At 72.4% G+C, this 19110-nt stretch carries 25 protein-coding genes; 19 read left to right on the forward strand and 6 right to left on the reverse strand.

Annotated elements, in window-relative coordinates; genetic code table 11:
- Window positions 1–26: 26 nt before the first annotated feature.
- From EWH70_RS00450 to EWH70_RS00460, 3 genes are read right to left on the reverse strand one after another with little or no spacing between them, the layout of a single operon-like run.
- Entirely contained in the window at window positions 27–293 is a 267-nt protein-coding gene (locus EWH70_RS00450; RefSeq protein ID WP_130473176.1) for an HPr family phosphocarrier protein, read from the reverse strand.
- A 23-nt stretch (window positions 294–316) separates the two neighbouring features.
- Entirely contained in the window at window positions 317–1558 is a 1242-nt protein-coding gene (locus EWH70_RS00455; protein ID WP_130473177.1) for a PTS transporter subunit EIIC, read from the reverse strand.
- On the reverse strand, window positions 1555–2343 hold the full coding sequence (locus tag EWH70_RS00460) for a GntR family transcriptional regulator (RefSeq protein WP_130473178.1): 789 nt from the start codon (window positions 2341–2343) through the stop codon (window positions 1555–1557). The genes EWH70_RS00455 and EWH70_RS00460 overlap by 4 nt, the downstream gene beginning before the upstream one ends.
- Before the next feature lie 206 nt (window positions 2344–2549).
- On the opposite strand from EWH70_RS00460, the gene EWH70_RS00465 reads away from it, so the two are divergent.
- On the forward strand, window positions 2550–2786 hold the full coding sequence (locus EWH70_RS00465) for a PTS sugar transporter subunit IIB (RefSeq protein ID WP_130473179.1): 237 nt from the start codon (window positions 2550–2552) through the stop codon (window positions 2784–2786).
- On the forward strand, window positions 2783–3238 hold the full coding sequence (locus EWH70_RS00470; protein ID WP_130473180.1) for a PTS sugar transporter subunit IIA: 456 nt from the start codon (window positions 2783–2785) through the stop codon (window positions 3236–3238). Before EWH70_RS00465 ends, EWH70_RS00470 begins: the two co-directional genes overlap by 4 nt.
- Before the next feature lie 4 nt (window positions 3239–3242).
- On the opposite strand, the gene EWH70_RS00475 is transcribed toward EWH70_RS00470, so the two are convergent.
- A complete protein-coding gene (locus tag EWH70_RS00475; protein WP_130473181.1) occupies window positions 3243–3656 on the reverse strand; it encodes a Rieske (2Fe-2S) protein in 414 nt (137 codons plus the stop codon).
- 116 nt (window positions 3657–3772) lie between these two features.
- On the opposite strand from EWH70_RS00475, the gene EWH70_RS00480 reads away from it, so the two are divergent.
- The 10 genes from EWH70_RS00480 to EWH70_RS00525 all read left to right on the forward strand — a co-directional run bounded on the left by EWH70_RS00480 (window position 3773) and on the right by EWH70_RS00525 (window position 12428).
- The gene (locus tag EWH70_RS00480; RefSeq protein WP_130473182.1) at window positions 3773–4156 is read left to right on the forward strand and encodes a hypothetical protein; all 384 of its coding nucleotides are present in this window, start codon (window positions 3773–3775) and stop codon (window positions 4154–4156) included.
- Window positions 4157–4179: 23 nt separating this feature from the next.
- Complete coding sequence (locus EWH70_RS00485; protein ID WP_240686764.1) at window positions 4180–4665, forward strand: sigma-70 family RNA polymerase sigma factor; 486 nt, start codon at window positions 4180–4182, stop codon at window positions 4663–4665.
- Complete coding sequence (locus tag EWH70_RS00490; RefSeq protein ID WP_130473184.1) at window positions 4662–5291, forward strand: anti-sigma factor family protein; 630 nt, start codon at window positions 4662–4664, stop codon at window positions 5289–5291. The genes EWH70_RS00485 and EWH70_RS00490 overlap by 4 nt, the downstream gene beginning before the upstream one ends.
- 674 nt (window positions 5292–5965) lie before the next feature.
- Window positions 5966–6610 carry a prepilin peptidase gene (locus EWH70_RS00495; protein WP_240686719.1) on the forward strand — a complete coding sequence of 215 codons (645 nt, stop codon included), beginning with the start codon at window positions 5966–5968 and terminating at the stop codon, window positions 6608–6610.
- A 29-nt stretch (window positions 6611–6639) separates the two neighbouring features.
- Window positions 6640–7827, forward strand: a complete 1188-nt coding sequence (gene aroC, locus EWH70_RS00500) for a chorismate synthase (RefSeq protein ID WP_130473185.1) — start codon at window positions 6640–6642, stop codon at window positions 7825–7827.
- Window positions 7824–8357, forward strand: coding sequence for a shikimate kinase (locus EWH70_RS00505; protein WP_130473186.1), 534 nt, complete (start codon window positions 7824–7826; stop codon window positions 8355–8357). The genes aroC and EWH70_RS00505 overlap by 4 nt, the downstream gene beginning before the upstream one ends.
- Window positions 8354–9460 (forward strand): 3-dehydroquinate synthase, encoded by a 1107-nt coding sequence (aroB, locus tag EWH70_RS00510; protein WP_130473187.1) that lies wholly within the window; start codon window positions 8354–8356, stop codon window positions 9458–9460. The genes EWH70_RS00505 and aroB overlap by 4 nt, the downstream gene beginning before the upstream one ends.
- Window positions 9457–9885 (forward strand): type II 3-dehydroquinate dehydratase, encoded by a 429-nt coding sequence (aroQ, locus tag EWH70_RS00515; protein WP_130473188.1) that lies wholly within the window; start codon window positions 9457–9459, stop codon window positions 9883–9885. The genes aroB and aroQ overlap by 4 nt, the downstream gene beginning before the upstream one ends.
- On the forward strand, window positions 9882–10796 hold the full coding sequence (locus EWH70_RS00520) for a GNAT family N-acetyltransferase (protein ID WP_130473189.1): 915 nt from the start codon (window positions 9882–9884) through the stop codon (window positions 10794–10796). The genes aroQ and EWH70_RS00520 overlap by 4 nt, the downstream gene beginning before the upstream one ends.
- 105 nt (window positions 10797–10901) lie before the next feature.
- Complete coding sequence (locus EWH70_RS00525) at window positions 10902–12428, forward strand: glycoside hydrolase family protein (RefSeq protein ID WP_130473190.1); 1527 nt, start codon at window positions 10902–10904, stop codon at window positions 12426–12428.
- Here EWH70_RS00525 and EWH70_RS00530 read toward each other — a convergent pair.
- A complete protein-coding gene (locus EWH70_RS00530) occupies window positions 12398–12817 on the reverse strand; it encodes a B-4DMT family transporter (protein WP_205669007.1) in 420 nt (139 codons plus the stop codon). The two genes, EWH70_RS00525 and EWH70_RS00530, sit on opposite strands and share 31 nt — an antisense overlap.
- A 29-nt stretch (window positions 12818–12846) precedes the next feature.
- On the opposite strand from EWH70_RS00530, the gene EWH70_RS00535 reads away from it, so the two are divergent.
- From EWH70_RS00535 to nusB, 3 genes are read left to right on the forward strand one after another with little or no spacing between them, the layout of a single operon-like run.
- Complete coding sequence (locus tag EWH70_RS00535; RefSeq protein WP_130473192.1) at window positions 12847–13953, forward strand: M24 family metallopeptidase; 1107 nt, start codon at window positions 12847–12849, stop codon at window positions 13951–13953.
- A 37-nt stretch (window positions 13954–13990) separates the two neighbouring features.
- Window positions 13991–14554 (forward strand): elongation factor P, encoded by a 564-nt coding sequence (efp, locus tag EWH70_RS00540; protein WP_130473193.1) that lies wholly within the window; start codon window positions 13991–13993, stop codon window positions 14552–14554.
- Window positions 14551–15003: a transcription antitermination factor NusB gene (gene nusB, locus EWH70_RS00545; RefSeq protein WP_130473194.1), complete on the forward strand. Its 453-nt coding sequence runs from the start codon at window positions 14551–14553 to the stop codon at window positions 15001–15003. Before efp ends, nusB begins: the two co-directional genes overlap by 4 nt.
- Window positions 15004–15046: 43 nt before the next feature.
- Here nusB and bldD read toward each other — a convergent pair whose 3' ends face one another.
- On the reverse strand, window positions 15047–15535 hold the full coding sequence (bldD, locus tag EWH70_RS00550; protein WP_003096372.1) for a transcriptional regulator BldD: 489 nt from the start codon (window positions 15533–15535) through the stop codon (window positions 15047–15049).
- A gap of 258 nt (window positions 15536–15793) precedes the next feature.
- On the opposite strand from bldD, the gene pyrR reads away from it, so the two are divergent.
- The 4 genes from pyrR to EWH70_RS00570 are packed head-to-tail and all read left to right on the forward strand — an operon-like array spanning window position 15794 to window position 19108.
- Window positions 15794–16387: a bifunctional pyr operon transcriptional regulator/uracil phosphoribosyltransferase PyrR gene (gene pyrR, locus EWH70_RS00555; protein WP_130473195.1), complete on the forward strand. Its 594-nt coding sequence runs from the start codon at window positions 15794–15796 to the stop codon at window positions 16385–16387.
- Entirely contained in the window at window positions 16384–17319 is a 936-nt protein-coding gene (locus tag EWH70_RS00560) for an aspartate carbamoyltransferase catalytic subunit (protein ID WP_130473196.1), read from the forward strand. Before pyrR ends, EWH70_RS00560 begins: the two co-directional genes overlap by 4 nt.
- Entirely contained in the window at window positions 17316–18608 is a 1293-nt protein-coding gene (locus EWH70_RS00565) for a dihydroorotase (protein ID WP_130473197.1), read from the forward strand. The genes EWH70_RS00560 and EWH70_RS00565 overlap by 4 nt, the downstream gene beginning before the upstream one ends.
- Window positions 18608–19108, forward strand: a complete 501-nt coding sequence (locus tag EWH70_RS00570) for a PH-like domain-containing protein (protein WP_130473198.1) — start codon at window positions 18608–18610, stop codon at window positions 19106–19108. The genes EWH70_RS00565 and EWH70_RS00570 overlap by 1 nt, the downstream gene beginning before the upstream one ends.
- The last annotated feature ends 2 nt before the right edge of the window (window positions 19109–19110 follow it).

Here is a 19110-nt window from a genome sequence, read left to right on the forward strand (position 1 = left end):
CGTCGTGGCTCTGCGCTGTGCTGCGGTTACGCGTCGAGGTCGCTGGCCACCAGGTCGGCGATGGCATCCACCGCGGCCTGGGCACCCTCGCCCTCGGCGGAGATGACCACCTCGTCACCGTGTGCGGCGGCCAGCGTCATCAGGTTCAGCATGCTGCCCGCCGGGACCGGGGGCCCGCCGTCCTTGGCGATGCTGACCTGAACCGGCTGTTCCGCTGCCGCCTTGGCGACCAGCGCGGCGGGGCGGGCGTGCAGCCCCACCTTGCTGGCGACCGTGACACGTCGTTCCGGCATGACCGTCCTTTCCGTACTGAACTTCAGCGGTTCTTCGCCGCGGTTGCTTCGAGATCCTGCTCGACCGAATCGTCCTCACGGCCTGGCGTGCGGATGTTCCACTTTGTGATGACCCAGCGGAACAGCACATAGTAGATCGCCGCGTAGATCACGCCGATCACCAGCAGCAGCCACACGTTGGAACTCGCTTGTTTACTTGTCGAGTTGAGCGCGAAGTCGATCGCACCCGCCGAGAAGTTGAAGCCGAGATGGATGTCGAGTGCGTTGACCAGTGCCAACGAGATACCGGTGAGCAGCGCGTGGATCAGGTACAGCGGCCAGGCCACGAACATGAACGCGAACTCGATCGGCTCAGTGACGCCGGTGAGGAACGAAGTGAACGCCGCAGCGATCATCACACCGCCGACGACCTTCTTCTGGCTCGGCTGGGCGCTCTGCCAGATCGCCAGCGCCGCCGCGGGCAGCGCGAACATGAAGATCGGGAAGAACCCGGTCATGAACGTGCCCGCTGTCGGGTCGGCCTTGACCATGAAGTTGGTCAGGTCGCCACCGTCGAAGATGAACCACACCGGCACGTTGAGCAGCTGGTGCAGACCGATCGGGATCAGCAGGCGGTTGAGGAAGCCGTAGATGCCGCCGCCGACCACCGCGTTGCCTGTGACGATCTCGCCGAGGTTGTGGATGCCGGCGTTGACATACTCGAACACCAGGCCGAAGATGACGCCGAGAACCAGCAGGACCAGCGAGTTGATGATCGGCACGAACCGGCGGCCGCCAAAGAAGGCCAGGTACGGCGGGAGCTTGATGCGGTGGAACCGCTGCCACAGCACCGCGGTGACCAGGCCGACGATCACACCGCCGAGCACGCTGTACGGCCAGTAGATCGGTGCGAGGAACCAGCCTTCCTTGAAGCCCTCCAGTTCTTTGATCGGGGCGAAGACCTGCACGACCTTGTTGAACACGACGAAACCGACGACGGCCGCCACACCGGTCGAGCCGTCACCCTTGCGGGCGAAACCGACCGCGATACCGACCGCGAACAGCAGCGGTAGCCAGTCGAACAGGCCACCGCCGGCCGCGCCGAGCACGGCGGCGACCTTGTCCCAGCCGAGCCCGTCCTTACCGAGTAGGTCGTCCTGACCGAGCCGGGACAGCAGACCGGCCGCGGGCAGTGCCGCAATGGGCAGCATCAGGCTGCGGCCGAACCGCTGCAGCCCCGCGAGCCCCTTGCCCTTACCCTTCGCCCCCACGTCGGTGGCGCTCATCGGGTACCTCCATGTTTGGCAGGAATACCGGAATCCGGGGAACTCCGGTCCAACTGCATGGTCACCTGGTAGTGATCTCCCCGGTACCAGGACGTCATGTCCTCCAGCGGATCGCCGTTCATGCTGGCGACCCTGCGGAAGACCAGGAGCGGGCTGCCGGCCTTGATGCCGAGCAGCCGCGCGGTCTCCCTGTCCGCCGACTCCGCCCAGACGGTCTGCCAGGCGTGGTCGAGACGGACGTCGTAGTGCTGTGCCAGTTGCGCGTAGAGCGACTGGGTGAGATCCAGTTCGAACAGCCCGGCCAGGCGGTCGGGGTGGTACCAGCCGCGTTCCACGGCCAGCGGGACGCCGTCGGCCCGGCGGAGCCTGCGCAGCCGCAACGCGGCCTGTGCCTCGCCGAGTCCCAGCGCGTTCGCCGTCGTGGTCGGCGGGATCTCGCTGGTGGTGCCGAGGATCTCGGTGGTCGGCACCAGCCCGCGCCGCCGCATGTCGTCGGTGAACGACATCAGGTACAGCTGCAGGTCGATCCGGCGGGTCGCGGTGAACGTGCCCTTGCCGCGTACGCGCGAGAGCAGGCCCTCCTCGACGAGCTTGCCGATGGCGGACCGTACCGTGAGCCGGGACACCTGGTAGCGCTCGGCGAGTTCCCGTTCGGACGGAATCGGCGAGCCGGGAGGCAGTTCGCGTTCGACGGCCTTGCGCAGGATCTCCCTGAGCTGGGCGTGCTTCGGCGTCGGGCCGTCGACCACCCGGTCGGAGGGTGTGGGAAACGCCGCCGCGCTCACCCCATCACCTCCGGTCCTGCCGCCGGCCCGCCGGTAGTGGTACGTTCCGGTCTAGACCATTCATTGATGGGGCAGGATGCTCCCCGATCGGAGCAGGTGTCAACAGCCGTTACGAGTTCGTGCTCGGGAGCGGCGCGGGGTACCGGCGATCGGCGTAACAATGTTTGGCACACAGGGTGCAGGTGCGACGAAACAGGAGGTCACCGGTGGCGGACGAGAGGCCGGAGAAGATTCTCGCGGCGCTGGGCGGCGCGGACAATGTGATCGAGATCGAGGGTTGCATCACGCGCCTGCGGTGTGAGCTGGAGGACGGCTCCCTCGTCGACGAGCCCGCGCTCAAGGCCGCCGGTGCGATCGGCGTGGTGAAGGCTGGTTCGGTCGTCCAGGTGATCGTGGGCCCGGAGGCCGACACGATCGCCAGCGACATCGAGGACCTGATGTGAGCCTGCGGATCCTGAGCCCGGTCAGCGGGCGGACCGTGGCGATGTCCGATGTGCCCGATCCGGTGTTCGCGCAGGCGATGGTGGGCCCCGGCATCGCGGTGCAGCCCGCCGGCGGGCGGTCCGACGCCGTCGCGCCGGTCGACGGCACGGTCGTCACCCTGCATCCGCACGCCTTCGTGGTGTCCACAGCGGACGGCCGCGGGGTGCTCGTGCACCTCGGCATCGACACCGTGAAGCAGAAGGGCGAGGGCTTCACCCTGCACGTGGTCAAGGGTGAGTCCGTCCGCGCGGGACAGCCGCTGGTCAGCTGGGACCCGGAGGCGGTGACCGCCGCCGGTTTCTCGGCGGTGGTGCCCGTCGTGGCGCTGGACGCCACCGCCGAGGTGCTGTCCGGACTGAACGTGGACGTGGACGTCGCCCCCGGCGAAGACCTGTTCACCTGGGGCGGCTGACAGCTCAGGCGCTGAGGATCTGGCCGTTCTCCACCTTCACCGGGACGGCGGGCAGCGGCTTGTCCGCCGGACCGGTGCGGACCGCGCCGGTGAGGGCGTCGAACACCGATCCGTGGCACGGGCAGGTGAGGCTGGCGCCCTCCGCCTTGACCTTGCAGCCCTGGTGGGTGCAGGTGGCGCTGAACGCCGCGGCCGTCGACTCGGTCGGGCGGGCGACCACGACCTCCTCGTCGCCCGGCCCGGCGACGATCTTCGCCTGGCCGACCGGGATGTCGTTGAGCGCGGCCAGCGGGGCGTTCGGCCCGGTGGCGGGTTCGTCGCTCCCGCAGGCGGCGAGCGTGACCATTCCGGCCGCGCCCGCGGCGACGGCGGCTCCGGCGGTCAGGGCGGTGCGGCGGGTGTGCAGTTCGGCAGTCATACCGTGCGACACGAGACGGCAACCGGTTCGGTTCAATCCGGGCGCCGATGTGAACCGAACGGCGGTCTGTCTCGTGTTGAGAGGTAGGGTCTGCCGCACGGCACAGGGAGCGCGCCATGGTCGGTTGGGTTTTGCGGATTCTGGTGGTCGCCGGCCTGCTCGGGTCGGCCTGGGTCCACCTCGACCTGTGGCTGGTCGGCTACCGCGACATCGACGTGATCGGGCCGTTGTTCCTGGTCAACGTCGCCGCCGGAGCGATCATCGCCATCGCCGTGCTGACCTGGCAGCACTGGCTGCCGATGCTGGCCGCGGCCGGCTTCGGCGCGGCCACGCTCGCCGCGTTCTTCCTCTCGGTCACCGTGGGGCTGTTCGGCATGCGCAACGACCTGTCCTGGGGCTCGCCCCAGGTGTGGGCCGCGGTCGCCGAGGCGGCCTGCGTCGTGTTCGGCCTCGCGGGCCTGGTGATGCGCGACGGGCGGCGAGCGGACACCGCCGCGTGAACGACGCGCCGGAAGACGAGTTGATGCGCGCGCTGCACGACGACCATGCCGGCGCGCTGTGGTCCCACGCGCTGGCGCTGACCGGGGGAGACGCCGCCCGGGCCGAGGACGTCGTGCAGGAGACGCTGCTGCGGGCCTGGCGGCATCCGAAGGTGCTGGACCAGTCGCAGGGCTCGGCGCGGGCGTGGCTGTTCACCGTCGCCCGGCGCATCGCCATCGACGGCTGGCGCTCGGCCGCGTCGCGGTCCGAGGTGAGCACCGATCTGCCGCCCGAGCAGGCCGTCCCGGACGACACCGAGCGGGCCGTCCAGGGCTGGCTGGTGGCCGAGGCGCTGGAGCAGCTGTCGCAACGGCACCGTGAGGTGCTCGTGCTGTGCTTCTTCCAGGGATTCTCCGTGGCCGACGCCGCGCGCCGGCTGGGCATCGCCGAGGGGACCGTCAAGTCGCGCACCCACTACGCCCTGCGCGCCCTGCGGCTGGCGCTGGAGGAACGGGGGGTGAGCCAGTGAGGGACCCGTTCGCCACCTACGACGCGGCGTACGTGCTGGGCTCGCTGTCCCCGGAGGACCGGCACGCCTACGAGACCCACATGAAAACCTGCCGGGAGTGTTCCCAGGCGGTGCGGGAGATCGCCGGCCTGCCCGGGCTGCTGTCCCAGGTCGATCCGGCGGCGTTCGCCGCGGAGCCCCCGCCGCAGCTGCGGCCGTCGCTGATGCGTGGCGTCCGCCGCTACCGGCGCAGGCGGCTGTGGCTGACCGTCGCCTCGGGCGTGACCGCGGCGGCCGCCTGCGCTGCGCTGGTGGTAAGCCTGGTCGTGCTGCCGCCGCGCGACGACACCGTGGGCACCGCCATGACCCCGCTCGGTGAGTTCCCCGTGCAGGCCAGCGTCGAGCTCGCCGACCGCGACTGGGGCTCGCAGATCGACATGGCCTGCAGCTACCGCGGCGGCAGGGTCGGCGACTACGTGCTGGTGGCCGTCCGCTCCGACGGCGCGGTCGACCAGCTCGCCTCCTGGCACGCCGTGCCCCAGGACACCGCGCGCATCTCGGTCGGCACCCCGCTGCGCCGGGCGGACATCGACTCCCTGGAGATCCGCAGCGCCAGCGGCCGTCCCCTGATGCGCTGGCAGCCGTAATATCTGCCCTTGCTTCGCGGCGTGCGCGGTCGGGCCCTTCAGCCGGCGTCTTCCCTCCTCGCCGTCGCTCGCTGCGCGAGCTTGGGGCTCGTCAGTCCAGACGCCGACGGCCCGACCGGTGCGGGTCGGCTTCGCCGCGGGCGCGGTGCCGAAGCTCGTGAAGGCCACCATCACCACGTCACACGTAATGAAGGTGGCCTTCACGAGCCTGGGCCGGGCCACGTCTCGCGATCCGCAACCGGCGCGCCGGACAGTGCAACCAGCCGGGCGGGAACGGACAACTCGCGGGGTCGGAACGGACGACTCGCGCGAGCGGGCCGTTCACGCGGGGCGACCGGCGCCACGGGAGAACCGGCGTCCACATCGTGAGTTCTGCGCTCACGCACGCGAGTTCTGCATTCCGGCCCGCGAGTCCTGCGCTCAGGACCACCACCCACCCCGCTGGACACCGACTTTGCCGGGACCCTGACGTCTCACGTAATGAAGGCTCCCTTCACGTGCTTTCGCCGTGCGCCTGGCACCCGGGCCTGCCGCGGCGGCGCCGCGCGGGAAGTGCCGTTCGCGGCGGCCGCGTGCGCCCGCCAACGGCCCGTTCGGACACCCGGCGCCGCACGACCCGCCCACTCGCGCCGGAGGGGTTGCGCCGGTGAAGTGCCTGGTCACAGGCTTGTCCCGTGGACCCGATCTTCGTTCCCCTCCTCGCGCTCACCGGCTCGGCAGCGGGCTTCGCGGCGGCCCGGCTGTCCCGGGCGGCCAGCCCGCCCGCGGTGGTGAGCGAGTGCGGCTGCGCACTCGTCACCGGGCTGTGCTGGGCCGTCTTCGGACTGTGTGCCGGTGACTGGTGGCCACCGTGGTGGCTGCCGGTGCCGCTGCTGCTCACCGCGCTCGCCGTGCCCCTGGTGGCCGCCGACCTGCGGTACCGGCGGCTGCCGAACCCGCTCACGCTGACGGCCTACCCGGTACTGGGCGTCGCGGTCGGTGCCGCCGCGCTGGGCGGCGGTCCGGGACTCGCCGGGCGGGCGCTGGCCACCGCGGTGCTGTTCGCGGCCGCGCACGGCGTGGTGTGCCTGGCCGCACCCGGCGCGCTGGGGGCGGGCGACGTCAAGCTCTCCGGCAGCCTGGGCGGCGTCCTGGGCGCGGTCGGCTGGACGGCTCCGGCGCTGGCGGCGGTCCTCGCGGCGGTGGTCACGCTGGCGCTGGTGGGCTACGCGCGGCTACGCGGGCTGCGGGGCTGGCGCGACGGCGTGCCACACGGTCCGGGGATGCTCGGCGCCACGGTGCTGGTGTCCTCCGCGCCGGGGGTGATGCCGCTGCACTGACCGTGGCGCGCCCATGACAGGATCGACGCGTGTTGCGCTGGATAACCGCAGGTGAATCGCACGGTCCCGCCCTGGCCGCCGTGCTCGAAGGCATGGTGGCCGGTGTCGAGATCACCACCGCCGAGGTGACCGAACAGCTGGCCCGCAGGCGGCTCGGGTTCGGCCGGAGTCCCCGGATGGGCTTCGAGACCGACCACATCGAGTTTCTCGGCGGCGTCCGCCACGGCCTCACCCAGGGTGGCCCCATCGCGGTGCGCATCGAGAACTCCGAGTGGCCCAAGTGGGAGAAGGTGATGGCGGCCGACCCGGTCGATGCGGCCGAGCTGGCCGGGCTCGCCCGCAACGAGCCGCTGACCCGCCCGCGGCCCGGCCACGCCGACCTGCCCGGCATGCAGAAGTACGGCTTCGACGAGGCCCGTCCCGTCCTGGAGCGCGCCAGCGCCAGGGAGACCGCGTCGAGGACGGCGCTGGGCACGGTCGCGCGGGCCTACCTGCGGCAGCTGCTCGGGGTGGAGGTGATCAGCCACGTCGTGTCGATCGGCGGCGCGGCGGCCCCGGACGGGCCGCTGCCCGGCCCGGGCGACCTGGCGGCCATCGACGAGAGCCCCGTGCGGGCGTTCAGCGCCGAGGGCACCGAGGCGATGGTGGCCGAGGTCGACGCCGTGCGGAAGGCCGGTGACACCGTCGGCGGCGTCATCGAGGTGATCGCCTACGGGCTGCCGCCCGGCCTCGGGTCCCACGTGCACTGGGACCGCAGGCTGGACGCGCGGCTGGCCGGCGCGCTGATGGGCGTGCAGGCCATGAAGGGCGTCGAGGTCGGCGACGGCTTCACCACGGCGACCCGGTGGGGCAGCCAGGCACACGACGAGATCGACCGCGGATCCGGGCCGGTCGGGGTGACCCGGCGGTCCAACCGCGCGGGCGGACTGGAGGGAGGCATCACCAACGGCGAACCGCTGCGCGTGCGCGTCGCCATGAAGCCGATTTCCACCGTCCCCAAAGCACTGTCCACTGTGGACGTCGTGACCGGGGAGCCCGCGGTGGCCATCCACCAGCGCTCCGACGTGTGCGCGGTGCCCAGGGCCGGGGTGGTGCTGGAGTCCGTCGTCGCGCTGATCCTGGCCGACGCGGCGGCGGAGAAGTTCGGCGGCGACTCGCTGGCCGAGAGCCGGCGCAACGTCGAGGGTTACCTGCGTGCCCTGGAGGAGCGGTGGTGACACCGGCGGCGGTCGTGGTCGGCCCGCCCGGCTCCGGCAAGAGCACCGTCGGGCCGCTGCTGGCCCGGCGGCTCGCGGTGCCGTTCCGCGACAGCGACGACGACATCGTCGCCGGAGCTGGCAAGCCGATCTCCGACATCTTCACCGACGACGGCGAGCCGGCGTTCCGCGCGCTGGAGGAGTCGGCGATCGCCACCGCGCTCGCCGAGCACCCCGGCGTGCTGTCGCTGGGCGGCGGCGCGGTGCTGTCGGCCGCGACCAGGGCCCGGCTCGCGGGGCACGCCGTCGTGTTCCTCAACGTCGGCATGGCCGAGGGGGTGCGCCGGGTCGGGCTGTCCTCGGCCCGGCCGCTGCTGGCCGGGGTGAACCCGCGCGCCACCTACAAGCAGCTGCTGGACGCCCGGCTGCCGCTCTACCGCGAGGTGGCCACCGTCGAGGTCGACACCGACCACCACGGGCCCGCCGAGATCGTCGAGCAGGTGGTCGCCAAGCTGAACCTGACCATTCCCACCGAGAACGGAGTGTCATGACCGACCCGGTCCGCATCGAGGTCGCCACCGGCAGGCCGTACCCGGTCATCGTCGGCAGGGGCCTGCTGGGCGAGCTGACCGACGTCCTCGCGGGCGCCTCGAAGGTGGCGCTGATCCACCCGCCGACGCTGACCACCACCGCCGAGGCGGTCCGCGAGTCGCTCACCGAGGCCGGCCTGGACGCGCACCGCGTGGAGATCCCCGACGCCGAGGACGGCAAGGCACTGTCGGTCGCCGGCTTCTGCTGGGAGGTGCTCGGCCGGATCGGCCTCGACCGCCAGGGCGTCGTCGTCGGCCTGGGCGGCGGTGCGGTCACCGACCTCGCCGGGTTCGTCGCCGGTACCTGGATGCGTGGCGTCGGCCTGGTCAACGTCCCCACCACGCTGCTGGGCATGGTCGACGCCGCCGTCGGCGGCAAGACCGGCATCAACACCGAGGCCGGCAAGAACCTCGTCGGCGTCTTCCACGAACCGAACGCGGTGCTGGTCGACCTGGCCACGCTGGAAACCCTGCCGCGCAACGAACTGATCGCCGGCATGGCCGAGGTCGTGAAGGCGGGCTTCATCGCCGACCCGCGCATCCTGGAGCTGATCGAGGCCGACCCGGCGGCCGCCACCGACCCGGCCGGCGACGTCCTGGGCGAGCTGGTGCGCCGGGCCATCCAGGTCAAGGCCGACGTCGTCGCCGCCGACCTGCGGGAGTCCAGCCTGCGGGAGATCCTCAACTACGGCCACACCCTCGGCCACGCCATCGAACGCCGCGAGCGTTACCGCTGGCGGCACGGCGCGGCGGTCAGCGTCGGTCTGGTCTTCGCCGCCGAACTGGCCCGCCTGGCCGGCCGGCTCGACGACGCCACCGCCGACCGGCACGCCGCCGTGCTGCGCCTGCTCGGGCTGCCGGTCACCTACGACCCCGACGCCCTGCCCCAGCTGCTGGAGGGCATGCGCTCGGACAAGAAGACCCGGTCCGGGATGCTGCGGTTCGTCGTCCTCGACGGCCTGGCCAAGCCGGGCCGCCTGGAAGGCCCCGACCCGGCCCTGCTGGCCGCCGCCTACTCGGCCATCGCCGACGACACGACCTCCACCGGGAGCGTGCTGCTGTGACCATCCACGTCCTCAACGGCCCCAACCTGGGCAGGCTCGGCGCCCGCGAGCCGCTGATCTACGGCGCGACCACCCACGACGAGCTGGTCGCCCTGTGCGAGGAGACCGGCAAGGCCCTCGGCCGCGAGGTCGTGGTGCGCCAGACCGACGACGAGAGCGAGATGATCGGCTGGCTGCACGAGGCCGCCGACGCCGGGGTGCCGGTCGTGCTCAACGCCGCCGCCTGGACCCACTACTCGATCGCCGTACGCGACGCGGCCAGCCAGCTGACCGCGCCGCTCGTCGAACTGCACATCAGCAACGTGCACCGGCGCGAGCAGTTCCGCCACCACAGCGTGCTGTCCGACGTGGCCACCGCCGTCATGGCCGGGTTCGGTGTCGAGGGCTACCCGCTGGCCATCCGCTGGCTGGCCGAACGGACGTGACCGGCGTCCCGGTCCTGCGCTCGGAGCGGCTCACCCTGCGCGGACTGGAACCCGCCGACGCCGAGGTGCTGCGGCCGCACTACCGCGACCCGGAGATGAGCCGGTACTTCGAGGCCGACCTGAGCGACCCGGCCGAGTTCGACGCCATGATGGCCAGGAGGCTGTCCTACGACGGCCCGGCCGGGCTCGGCCACTGGGCCATCGAGTACGAGGGCGCCGCCGTCGGGGTGGCGCACCTGCGCCCCTCGTGGGAACTGCCCGGCGGCGTCCCGGAAATCGGCTACGCGCTGGCCCGCGCCGTCGGCGGGCGCGGCCTGGCCACCGAGGCCGCCGCGCGCCTGCTCGGCTACGGGCTCGGCGAACTGGGCCTGCCCGCGATCTGGGCACTGGTGCGCGAGGACAACGTGCCCAGCCGGAAACTGGTGGAGCGCCTGGGATTCCTCGAGGTCGGCGGCGGCTTCCACTACGGCGCCGAGCACCGCGTGCACGTCGCCCTGCCGGGCACGCACGGGCGCCTGCACCACGTCGAGCTGTGGATCGGCGACCTCGACGCCGCGCTGCCCGGCTTCGACTGGCTGCTCGGCAGCCTGGGCTGGCGCCGCTTCCAGCAATGGCGCCACGGCGTCAGCTGGCGGCTCGGGCCGACCTACCTCGTGCTGGAGCAGTCGCCCGCCCTCACCGCAGCCGAGCACGACCGCCTGCGCCCGGGCCTGAACCACCTGGCACTGCACGTGTCCGGCCGCGACCGGGTCGACGCGCTGGCCGCCGACGCCGCCGCCCACGGCTGGACACCGCTGTTCGCCGACCGCTACCCGCACGCGGGCGGGCCGGACCACTACGCCGCGTTCCTGGTGAACGGCCAGGGCTTCGAGGTGGAACTCGTCGCCACGCCCCTCCACCCGAACGGGTGAGTCACTCCGTACACTGAGCAGGTCCTTGGCCGAAGGCGTGTCCCTCGGCCGTGAGTGAACGGCACGGCTCGGGGAGCGGGATTGCGGCGACCACACGGCGGACCGATGGTGCGAGCACTGCGTGGCGCCACCGCCCTCGCCTTCGCCGCGATCGCCGTCGCGGGCTGCACATCCAGCGCGGCGCAGCCGCAGGCCGAGGGCGCGGGCCCGAACCGGCCCGGCATCGGCGGCGACCAGCCCGCGCCGGAGGCGCCGCCACCGCCGCCGCGCCCCAGCAACCAGCCGCTGACCACCGACCTCGGCCGGGAAAGCGGCGCCACGGTCGCCGCGGGCGGCCCGGGAGCCCCGTACAACTACGGCCCAGCCCTCATGCGCGACGGCGCGCTGAACCGCATGTGGTGGTGCAGCCAGTACCCCGGCGCGGCACCGCCCGGCGACGACATCCTCTACGGCGAGGCCGCCGGCCTGGACGGCCCGTTCCGCGCCCCCGGCGGCGCCCCGCCCCGCGCCGTGCTGTCCGGCGCCCCCGGCGGGTTCGACGGCGTCCACACCTGCGACCCGTCGGTGCTCCGCGTCGGCGGGACCTACTACCTGTACTACACCGGCGCGGCAGGCGACCACGCGCTGGGCAACTCGATCGGGCTGGCCACCAGCACCGACGGGCTCACCTGGACCCGTGCCAACGGCGGCAGGCCGATCCTCAACCCGGCCCACGACGTCCACCGCGACAACACCTATGGCGCGGGCCAGCCGGCGGCGGTCTTCCTCGACGGCTGGTTCTACCTGATGTTCACCGACACCACCGGCAAGGCGGCGGGCTGGAACGGGGCGGGCCAGTTCATCGTCCGCTCCCGCGACCCGGCGTTCGCCGGCGGCATCGAGACGGTCGGGCCCGACGGCTTCCTCCAGGTCCAGAACACGCAGGCACCCCGCACCCGGTCGCTGGTCGACGCGTTCAGCGCCGACCTGATGTGGGTCGACGCGCTGGCCGCGTTCGCCATCGCCCACGAGACCCAGCACGGCACCACGCTGACCTTCTGGGACCGCGAGTTCCGCACCAACCCCTACCTGCCCGCGCTGATCCCCGGCCCCTGGCAGGAGGGCCCCGGCCTGCTGCGCCAGCCCGACGGCCACGCCCCGGTCTCGGCAACCGACCCGTGCGGCCGGGTACCGCTGGACGTCGTGCGTGCCACGGTCATCGGCGAGGCCGGCGCGCCGACCAACCTGCGGCACTTCGGCATCGACCTCAAGGGCATCGACGGCTGCGGCGACGTGCCGCGCATGCTGGCCGTCCTGGACGGCTTCGCGATGCCCTCCCCGCTGCGCACCATGGACCTGGTCACCGGCGGCACCGTCGTGCGGGTCGACCGCCGCTCGGTGGCCGGGGAACTGGCCGCGCGGGTGCTGGACACCCGGCTGCCGCAGCTGGACCGGGCACCGGTGGCCGCGCACCTGCGCTCCGGCGCGGAAGCCTTCCGCTCCACGGCGTTCGGCCTCGGCGTGGTGCTCGACGACGGCAGGCTGTGGCCGGTGCGCTCGGCGAAAGCCTTGCAGCTCAACGGTTCCGTTCCGCAGGCCATCACCGACGAGCGCTGGCGGACCTACCCGGCGGGCTCGGCCTTGGGCCGCTGATCGGAACCGAGCTTGCCGCCGACGAACAGGCCCAGCCCGGCGGGGAGCAGGATCAGCAACGCGGTGAACGCCGCTCCGCCGGTCAGCGCGTTGCCCAGCTCGGAGATGCCGGTCTGGTCGACGAACACCGCCCGGCCGATCACCGACAGCAGCCCGGACACCGGCCCGGCCACCAGCGACGCGATGAACCACACCTTGCCCCGGTCCGGCCTGCGCCACCAGCCGTCCAGCGCGCTCCACAGTGCCGCGGCGCCGACCAGCAGCGCGACCGCCACGATCCGCGCCAGGTCGGCGTCGTCGGGGGAGAAGACGGCGATCTTCGCCTGCACGACGGCGGCGGCCGCGTGCAGCAGCGCCATCCCGAACGCGCGCACCAGCCAGGCGTACATCATCGGGCAAGCCTAACTAAGCTGTCCGGGTGCCTGAGACCAGGGAAACCCTCGCCAGCCGCCGCGACACCCTGCGCTCCCTCATCCGGGACGCCGAGCTGGACGCGCTGCTCGTCACCGACCTGCTGAACATCCGCTACCTGACCGGCTTCACCGGCTCCAACGCCGCGTTGCTGCTGCACGCCGACGGCGACGACGGCACGGTGTTCTGCACCGACGGCCGCTACGCCACCCAGGTCGCCGCCGAGGTGCCCGACCTGCGGCTGGTCCTGGAGCGCGCCAGCGCCGCCGCGCTGGCCGGCCACGCCGGCGCCGAGGCCGCCCGCTACCGCCGCACCGGTTTCGAGAGCCAGCACGTCAGCGTCGAGCAGCACGCCGCGCTGGCCGACCTGGCCACCGGCGTCGAGCTGCGCAGGGCACCCGGCCTGATCGAGCGGCAGCGGCTGGTCAAGGACGCCAGCGAGATCGCCGCGCTGCGTGCCGCGTGCGCCGCCGCCGACGCCGCGCTGGCCGAGCTGATCGAGCACGGCGAGCTGGCCGTCGGCCGCACCGAGCGGCAGGTCGCCAGGGCGCTGGAGAACCGGATGGCCGACCACGGCTCGACCGGCCCGTCGTTCGACACCATCGTCGCCACCGGCCCGAACTCGGCGATCCCGCACCACCGGCCCACCGACGCCGTGCTGGCCGCGGGCGACTTCGTCAAGCTCGATTTCGGCGCCACGGTCGACGGCTACCACTCCGACATGACCCGCACCGTGGTGCTGGGCGAGCCCGCCGGCTGGCAGCGGGAGCTCTACGACCTGGTCGCGGCCGCCCAGGCCGCCGGCTGCGCGGCCGTGCTGCCCGGCGCCGAGGTCTCCGCGGTCGACAAGGCGGCCCGCGAGGTCATCGAGCGGGCAGGCCACGCCGAGGAGTTCCCGCACGGGCTCGGCCACGGCGTCGGCCTGCAGGTCCACGAGGCACCGAGCCTGGCCACGACGGGCGCCGGTACACTGTCCGCCGGTATGACCGTCACCGTGGAGCCCGGCGTCTATCTCGCCGGCCGCGGTGGTGTGCGCATCGAGGACATCCTGGTCGTCCGCGACGGCGGGGGAGAGGTCCTCACCCTGAGCAGCAAGGAACTCGTGGTCGTCTAGGCCGCGCTTCGACACATCTACAGGAGATTCGGTACTCGTGGCCACCACCAACGACCTGAAGAACGGTCTGGTTCTCAACCTCGACGGCCAGCTGTGGTCCGTCGTGAACTTCCAGCACGTCAAGCCGGGCAAGGGCGGCGCGTTCGTGCGCACCACCCTCAAGCACGTGCTGTCGGGCAAGGTGGTGGACAAGACGTTCAACGCCGGCACCAAGGTCGACACCGCGACGGTCGACCGGCGCAACATGACCTACCTGTACAACGACGGCACCGACTTCGTCTTCATGGACGGCGACACCTACGACCAGATCACCGTGTCGCCGGAGATCGTCGGCGACGGCGCGGGCTACCTGCTGGAGAACACCGAGGTCCAGGTCGCCGTGCACGAGGGCGTGCCGCTCTACGTCGAGCTGCCCACCTCGGTGGAGCTGGTCATCCAGCACACCGACCCCGGCCTGCAGGGCGACCGCTCCACCGGCGGCACCAAGCCGGCGACGCTGGAGACCGGCGCGGAGATCCAGGTGCCGCTGTTCGTCAGCACCGGCGAGAAGGTCAAGGTCGACACCCGCGACGGCCGCTACCTCGGCCGGGTCTCGAGTTGAGCCCAGCCGATCCACCCCGGCGCGGCGGCCCGATCAGCCGCCGCGCCGCGCGCAGGCGCGCGGTGGAGATCCTGTACGAGGCCGCGCAGCGGGAGAGCGACCCGGTCACGCTGCTGGCCGACCGCGTCGGCTCGGTCGAGGTCGACCCGATCGCGGACTACACCATCGCCCTGGTCGAAGGCGTCGGCGCCCGCCGGGAGGCCATTGACGAGCTGCTCGCCGAGCACTCCCAGGGCTGGACGCTGGACCGCATGCCGCCGGTGGACCTGGCGGTGCTGCGGGTCGGGGTGTACGAGCTGCTGTGGGCGGCCGACGTGCCCGACCCGGTGGCGATCGACGAGGCCGTCGGCATCGCCAAGGAGCTGTCGACCGACGACTCGCCACGGTTCGTCAACGGCGTGCTCGGACGCATCGGCAGTATTGCCGACCGGCTGCGCGCCGTTCTCTAGACGAAACACCGGCGGCCCGGGATCAACCGGGCCGCCGTCGTCGTCAGTCCTCCTTGGAGGGCCGGGCCTCCGGCGGCAGCACACCCCAGTCGATCAGCTGCTCGGTCAGCTCGCCGGGCGTCATGTCGTAGATGATCGCCAGCGACCGCAGGTCCTCGGTCCGGATGGACAGCACCTTGCCGTTGTAGTCGCCACGCTGGCTCTGGATGGTCGCCGCGTAGCGGGCCAGCGGCCCGACCTTCTCCGCGGGCAGCTGCTGCAGGCGCTCCAGGTTGATCACGATCTTGGTGGCGGGCTCCGCGCCGGACGGCACGCGGCCCTCCGGCAGCAGCTCGACCACCGGCACACCGTAGAAATCGGCGAGCTCGGCCAGCTTCTGGACGGTTACCGCCCGGTCGCCGCGCTCGTACGACCCCACGACGACGGCTTTCCAGCGCCCGCCGGACTTCTGCTCGACACCGTGCAGGGATAGCCCCTGCTGCTGGCGGATGCCGCGGAGCTTCGCCCCGAGCGCCTTGGCGTAATCGCCCATCTGGTGGTTCTCCGTTTCTTCGCCCCGTCGGTCGGAGGACGTCAGGGGGCCTTCCCGAGTCGAATACTCAGAGTAATGGTTACGCGTTGTCGTCACCAGGTCAAGCAGATGATCCAGCCAGGGTGGTTCCGGCGCGCGCCATACCACCCGTAAGGCTGAGCGCGCCACCCTGCTAATGTCGCTCTTGATTACCGCATCAACCAGCGGAATCGACGTCCTTTAAGGACCCGTCCAGCGAGGCGGGGAAGGAGGTCCACCGTGGCGCCACGCCCCCGTGGCGCGACGGAACCGGTCGGTGAGCGGGAGCTGCTCTCCGCCGGTGACGTCGCGCGCACCATCGCTCGAATGGCCCATCAGGTCATCGAGAAGACCGCACTCGGTGCTGGTCGGTCCGACCCACCGGTGCTACTCGGCATTCCCACCCGGGGCACCCCACTGGCCACCCGTCTGGCCCAGCGCATCGCCGAGTTCTCCGGCGTCGAGGTCGCCTCCGGCGCACTCGACGTCACCCTCTACCGCGACGATCTGCGTCGCAGGCCCACCCGCCCCCTGGAGCAGACCCAGCTGCCCGACGGCGGCATCGACAACCGGGTCGTGCTGCTCGTCGACGACGTGCTGTTCTCCGGCCGCACCATCCGCGCCGCACTGGACGCCCTGCGCGACCACGGCAGGCCGCGCGCGGTGCAGCTGGCCGTCCTCGTCGACCGCGGCCACCGGGAACTGCCCATCCGGGCCGACTACGTGGGCAAGAACGTGCCGACCTCCCGGTCCGAGGAGGTGGCCGTGCTGCTGTCCGAAACCGACGGAAGGGATGCGGTGCTGCTGCGCAGCCGGAACGGAGAAGACTCGTGAGGCACCTGCTCGCCACCGAGGGCCTCGGCCGCGAGCAGGCAACGGCGATCCTCGACACCGCCGACGAGCTGAAGCAGACGCTGCTCGGGCGCGAGGTCCGCAAGCTGCCCACGCTGCGCGGCCGCACGGTCATCACGATGTTCTACGAGAACTCCACCCGCACCAGGGTGTCGTTCGAGATCGCGGGCAAGTGGATGAGCGCCGACGTGGTCAACGTCTCGGCGAGCGGCTCGTCGGTGAACAAGGGCGAGTCGCTGCGCGACACCGCCCTCACCCTGGCCGCCGCCGGAGCCGACTGCGTGATCGTGCGCCACCCCGCGTCCGGCGCCGCGCACCGGCTGGCCGGCTGGCTGGCCGACGCCGGCACGCACGTCGTCAACGCCGGGGACGGCATGCACGAGCACCCCACCCAGGCGCTGCTGGACGCCGCGACCCTGCGCGAGCGGCTCGGGCCGCTGGACGGCAGGCGGATCGCCATCGTCGGCGACGTCCTGCACAGCCGGGTCGCCCGCTCCAACGTGCACCTGCTGGCGACGCTGGGCGCCGAGGTGGTGCTGGTCGCGCCGCCGACGCTGGTGCCAACGGGCGTCGGGGCCTGGCCGGTCACCGTCTCCCACGAGCTGGACGCCGAGCTGCCCGCCGTCGACGCGGTGATGATGCTGCGCGTGCAGGCCGAGCGGATGACCGGCGGGTTCTTCCCCTCGGCACGGGAGTACTCGATCGCCTACGGCCTCAACGCGGCACGGCAGCGGCTGCTGCCCGAGCACGCGGTCGTCCTGCACCCCGGCCCGATGCTGCGGGGTATGGAGATCGCCTCGGCCGTCGCCGACTCACCGGCGTCGGCCATCACCGAGCAGGTCCGCAACGGCGTGCACGTCCGGATGGCGGTGCTCTACCACTTGCTGGCAGCGGCCGAGGAGGAGGCAGCGTGACCCGGGTACTGCTGAAGGGCGTCCGGCCCTACGGCGAGGGCGACCCCGTCGACGTGCTGGTCGACGACGGCGCGATCGCGCAGATCGGCGCCGGGATCGACCCGGGCGGCGCCGAGGTGATCGACGCCGCCGGCCAGGTGCTGCTGCCCGGGTTCGTCGACCTGCACACCCACCTGCGCGAACCGGGCCGCGAGGACACCGAGACCATCGCCACCGGCTCGGCCGCCGCCGCGCTGGGCGGCTACACGGCGGTGTTCGCCATGGCCAACACCGACCCGGTGGCCGACAACGCTGTGGTCGTCGAGCACGTGTGGCGGCAGGGCAGGGCCGCCGGCCTGGTCGACGTCCACCCGGTCGGAGCCGTCACCGTGGGCCTGGCCGGGCAGAAGCTCGCCGAGCTGGGCACGATGGCCCGCTCGGCCGCGGCGGTGCGGGTGTTCTCCGACGACGGCCACTGCGTGTCCGACCCGCTGCTGATGCGCCGCGCGCTGGAGTACTCGACGGCGCTGGACGTGGTGATCGCCCAGCACGCCGAGGACCCGCGGCTGACCGCCGGGGCGCAGGCCCACGAGGGCGAGCACGCGGCCAGGCTGGGCTACGCCGGCTGGCCGGCGTCGGCCGAGGAGTCGATCGTGGCCCGCGACTGCCTGCTCGCCGGGCACGCCGGCGCCCGGCTGCACGTGTGCCACGTGTCCACCTCGGGCACCGTCGACGTGCTGGCCTGGGCCAAGCAGCGCGGCACGCGGGTGTCGGCCGAGGTCACCCCGCACCACCTGCTGCTCACCGACGAGCGGCTGGCGACCTACGACCCGGTCAACAAGGTCAACCCGCCGCTGCGCACCGGCACCGACGCCGAGCGGATGCGGCAGGCGCTGGCCGACGGCGTCATCGACTGCGTGGCCACCGACCACGCGCCGCACGCCCCGCAGGACAAGGACTGCGAATGGGCCGCAGCCCGGCCGGGCATGCTCGGCCTGCAGACCGCGCTGTCCATTGTGGCCGAGACGATGGTGCGGCCGGGCCTGCTGGACTGGCGCGGCGTGGCCAGGGTGATGAGCGAGCGGCCCGCCGAGATCGCCGGGCTGCCCGACCACGGCCGCCCGCTGACGGTGGGCGAGCCGGCCAACCTGACGCTGGTCGACCCGGACGCCGAGTGGACGGTGCGCGGCGAGGAGCTGGCCAGCATCGCCGCGAACACCCCGTACGAGGGAATGCGACTGCCCGGTGTGGTGACCGCGACGCTGCTGCGCGGCGAGATCACCGCCCGGGACGGAAAGGTGGCGCTCTGATGGAACGATTCCTGCTGACCATGGGCGTGCTCGCCTTCTTCCTGCTGTGCTGCTACGGCATGTGGCTGGGCTGGCGGCGCAAGGCCCGGGCGCAGAGCGTGCGGGTCGCGCCGTTCCCCGAGGTGCCGGCCGAGCCGGGCGAGGCACGGCTGACCGCCGAGGGCCTCTACGTCAGCACCACCATCGCCGGCCGCTGGCAGGAGCGGATCGTCACCAGGGGAGCGGGGCTGCGCAGCTCGGCCACCCTGCGGCTGTACGACGGCGGCCTGGAGGTGGAACGGGTCGGCGCCCCCGGCTTCTGGATCCCCCGGGAGTCCATTGTGGACGTCCGGCGGGACCGGGCGATCGCCGGGAAGGTGATGGGCACCAACAGCCTGCTGGTGTTCACCTGGCGACTGGGCGAGCAGACGCTGGACACCGGCTTCCGCGGCGACGACATCGGCGAGTACCAGCGCTGGCTGGACGTGCTGAACGGCAAGCAGATCAAGGGAGGTGCCTGAAC

This window comes from Amycolatopsis suaedae (genome assembly GCF_004214935.1).
GTDB classification, from domain to species: Bacteria; Actinomycetota; Actinomycetes; order Mycobacteriales; family Pseudonocardiaceae; genus Amycolatopsis; species Amycolatopsis suaedae.

What these genes read in the sequence shown, in the direction of transcription:
- EWH70_RS00450 (WP_130473176.1), bottom strand. Translation starts at nt 293, where the DNA reads ATGCCGGAACGACGTGTCACGGTCGCCAGCAAGGTGGGGCTGCACGCC.
- EWH70_RS00455 (WP_130473177.1), bottom strand. Translation starts at nt 1,558, where the DNA reads ATGAGCGCCACCGACGTGGGGGCGAAGGGTAAGGGCAAGGGGCTCGCG.
- EWH70_RS00475 (WP_130473181.1), bottom strand. Translation starts at nt 3,656, where the DNA reads ATGACTGCCGAACTGCACACCCGCCGCACCGCCCTGACCGCCGGAGCC.
- EWH70_RS00480 (WP_130473182.1), top strand. Translation starts at nt 3,773, where the DNA reads ATGGTCGGTTGGGTTTTGCGGATTCTGGTGGTCGCCGGCCTGCTCGGG.
- EWH70_RS00485 (WP_240686764.1), top strand. Translation starts at nt 4,180, where the DNA reads ATGCGCGCGCTGCACGACGACCATGCCGGCGCGCTGTGGTCCCACGCG.
- aroB (WP_130473187.1), top strand. Translation starts at nt 8,354, where the DNA reads ATGACCGACCCGGTCCGCATCGAGGTCGCCACCGGCAGGCCGTACCCG.
- EWH70_RS00525 (WP_130473190.1), top strand. Translation starts at nt 10,902, where the DNA reads ATGGTGCGAGCACTGCGTGGCGCCACCGCCCTCGCCTTCGCCGCGATC.
- EWH70_RS00530 (WP_205669007.1), bottom strand. Translation starts at nt 12,817, where the DNA reads ATGTACGCCTGGCTGGTGCGCGCGTTCGGGATGGCGCTGCTGCACGCG.
- bldD (WP_003096372.1), bottom strand. Translation starts at nt 15,535, where the DNA reads ATGGGCGATTACGCCAAGGCGCTCGGGGCGAAGCTCCGCGGCATCCGC.
- EWH70_RS00570 (WP_130473198.1), top strand. Translation starts at nt 18,608, where the DNA reads ATGGAACGATTCCTGCTGACCATGGGCGTGCTCGCCTTCTTCCTGCTG.